General features: G+C 62.0%; 3 protein-coding genes. 2 read left to right on the plus strand and 1 reads right to left on the minus strand.

Translation table 11 applies throughout. The features are described 5' to 3' along the window. Positions 1–147: 147 nt before the first annotated feature. Both rsmI and rppA read left to right on the plus strand, forming a co-directional pair. Positions 148–1,146, plus strand: coding sequence for a 16S rRNA (cytidine(1402)-2'-O)-methyltransferase (rsmI, locus tag NW815_RS07690; protein WP_414389891.1), 999 nt, complete (start codon positions 148–150; stop codon positions 1,144–1,146). Positions 1,147–1,174: 28 nt separating this feature from the next. Further along, positions 1,175–1,876: a two-component system response regulator RppA gene (rppA, locus tag NW815_RS07695; RefSeq protein WP_414331461.1), complete on the plus strand. Its 702-nt coding sequence runs from the start codon at positions 1,175–1,177 to the stop codon at positions 1,874–1,876. Between the two features lie 184 nt (positions 1,877–2,060). Here rppA and atpD read toward each other — a convergent pair. After that, a partial coding sequence (gene atpD / locus NW815_RS07700) for a F0F1 ATP synthase subunit beta (protein ID WP_414415866.1) occupies positions 2,061–3,035 on the minus strand: 975 nt, incomplete at its 5' end.

Raw genomic sequence — 3,035 nt, forward strand, 5'->3', positions numbered from 1 at the left:
AAAGGACTCCGTCCCGCTACCGCGAAAGGCAGATGCCTGGGTATCGGGGCACCGGCCAAGAGAGGTTAATCTGGGGATCCGAGGCGATCTCTAATTGCTCTAATTGGCTATTGTCTGGTTATCGGCAGCTCAGCCTTGGAGCTCGGGATGGAACACCCCACCGCCAGCCTTTATTTGGTGGCCACCCCCATCGGCAACCGCGAAGACATCACCCTGCGGGCGCTGCGGGTTTTGCGGGAAGTGGACTGGGTGGCGGCAGAAGATACTCGCCACTCCGGCCAGCTTCTTAAACATTTTCAAATCTCCGCCCGCCTCATCAGCTATCACGAGCACAACGCTGCCCAACGGATCCCGCAACTCCTGAAGTATCTGTCGGCGGGCCAGTCGGTGGCCCTGATCAGCGATGCCGGCACCCCCGCCATTTCCGATCCGGGAGAAGAGTTGGTGCGCGCCTGCATTCAGGCCGGGATCCCGGTGATCCCTGTGCCGGGGCCGGTAGCTGCTGTTGCCGCCTTGACCGCTTCGGGCCTGCCTACAGGACGATTCGTGTTCGAGGGATTTTTGCCGCTTAAACCCAGTCAGCGACAGGCCCGCCTGCAACAGTTGGCCCAAGAAGAGCGCACCGTCGTTCTCTATGAAGCCCCCCATCGCCTGCGCCAAACTCTGCAGGATCTGCTGGATCACTGCGGCCCAGAGCGGCAGATCGTGCTGGCGCGGGAGCTGACCAAGCTGTATGAGTCCTTCTGGCGGGGATCCCTGGCAGCAGCTCTGGAGCACTGCGCCGCCCAGCCGCCGCGGGGGGAGTTCACCCTCTTGCTTGAGGGATATGTGGGTGCCGTTCCCAGCCCTAACCCTGCCAGAGGCGGGACGGAGTCCTTGAATGGGCGGGGAGACAGTGAATCGGAAGCGGAAATTCGTCAAGAAATGGCCCGATTGCTGGCCGAGGGCCTATCCCGCTCCGCAGCCAGCCGCCAGTTGGCCCAGCGTCTGCAGGGATCCCCCATCTGGACGCGGCGCCGCCTTTACAATCTATCCTTGCAGCTTGAGCCGCTCCCCAGTTCTGTGATTGCTGCGCAACGCTCTGGCGGAAAGGAGTCCTTTCCTGCGTGCGTCAGTTTCCAAGACGACGGCGAGACTGAGTCCTGAGGCGTTCGCGTTAGCGGGACGGAGTCCTATGGCACGGATTTTGTTGGTGGACGATGAAGTGGAGTTGGCCGATTCTCTGGCCCAGCAATTGAGGCGAGAGGGCTACACGGTGGACGTCGCCTACACAGGAGGGCGGGCCTGGGAGCTGCTGCAAAAGTCCCCCGCTCTGCCCTACGATCTGCTGGTCTTGGATTGGATGTTGCCGGAGCTCTCTGGGCTTTCCCTCTGCCAGCGGGTACGGCAGGTGGATTGCACCACCCCTATCCTGTTTCTGACGGCCAAAGATACCCTAGACGACCGGGTGGAAGGGCTGGATGCCGGGGCAGATGATTACTTGGTGAAGCCGTTCGAGCTGCGGGAACTGCTGGCGCGGGTGCGGGCCCTCTTGCGGCGAACCACAGGTACTGGAGAAGGGATCCCTCGCCTACAGATAGGGGATTTGGAGCTGGATCGGGAGAACCAGGTGGCCTACCGGCAGGGGCGGATGATCCACCTCTCCCAAAAAGAGTTTCGCCTGCTGGAGTACTTCATGACCCACCCCGGCCAGTTGCTCACCCACGACCAGATCTACGAGCAGGTGTGGGCCGGAGAGGATCCCCCCAGCAGCAACGTCTTGGCAGCCCAGGTGCGCCTGCTGCGGCGACGCCTCAGGTTGCCCGGGGCAGCAGAATTGATCCACGCCGTCTACGGCAAGGGCTATCGCTTCGGGCCTGTCGCCGGGGATCCCTAGCAGCCGTCCCACCTGTAGATAAAACCAAGGCTCCCCCGAAAAGAAGGAGCCCTGCCGGGTCTGGGGAGCGCTTTCAGTCAGCAATGCCACCAGGGCGTTCCCCCCTTCAACCCTGGGGAGCCCAGTCGCCGCGCTATCGGCAACTCCCCTCTCCTCCTGTGGGAAAGGGGCTGGGGGTGAGGGCTCACTTGGACTTGAGCTTCTCGGCTTTCTCGATGGCCTCTTCGATGGTGCCCACCAAGTAGAAGGCTTGCTCCGGCAGATCGTCCAGTTCTCCCGACAAAATGCGCTGGAAGCCCTTGATGGTGTCTGCCAATTTCACATACTTGCCGGGGGAGCCAGTGAATACCTCCGCCACGAAGAACGGCTGGGACAGGAAACGCTCGATGCGGCGGGCACGGGCCACCACCAGCTTGTCCTCTTCCGACAGCTCGTCCAGCCCCAGGATGGCGATGATATCTTGCAGCTCTTTGTAGCGCTGCAGAGTTTGCTTCACCGCCCGGGCAGTGTTGTAGTGCTCTTCGCCCACAATGTCCGCCTGCAGGATGGTGGAAGAGGAATCCAGGGGATCCACCGCTGGATAAATACCCTTAGCCGCCAAGCTGCGGGACAACACCACCGTGGAGTCGAGGTGGGCAAAGGTGGTTGCTGGGGCCGGATCCGTCAAGTCGTCAGCAGGCACATACACCGCCTGCACCGAGGTGATGGATCCCTGCTTGGTGGAGGTGATGCGCTCTTGCAGGTTGCCCATTTCGGTGGCCAAGGTGGGCTGGTAACCTACTGCCGAGGGCATGCGGCCCAACAGCGCCGACACTTCCGACCCGGCCTGCACAAAGCGGAAGATGTTGTCGATGAACAGCAGCACATCCTGCTTGTTAACGTCGCGGAAGTACTCTGCCATCGTCAGGGCGGTCAGGCCAACCCGCATACGGGCCCCCGGCGGCTCGTTCATCTGGCCATAGACCAGCGCCACCTTATCCAGCACGCCGGATTCTTTCATCTCGTTGTAGAGGTCATTGCCCTCGCGGGTGCGCTCTCCCACGCCGGCAAACACCGACAGGCCAGAGTGCTCCTCGGCAATGTTGTGGATCAGCTCCTGGATGAGCACCGTCTTGCCCACGCCGGCGCCGCCAAACAGGCCCACCTTGCCCCCCTTTTT

The organism is Synechococcus sp. R6-7, from assembly GCF_047461695.1.
GTDB lineage: Bacteria > Cyanobacteriota > Cyanobacteriia > Thermostichales > Thermostichaceae > Thermostichus.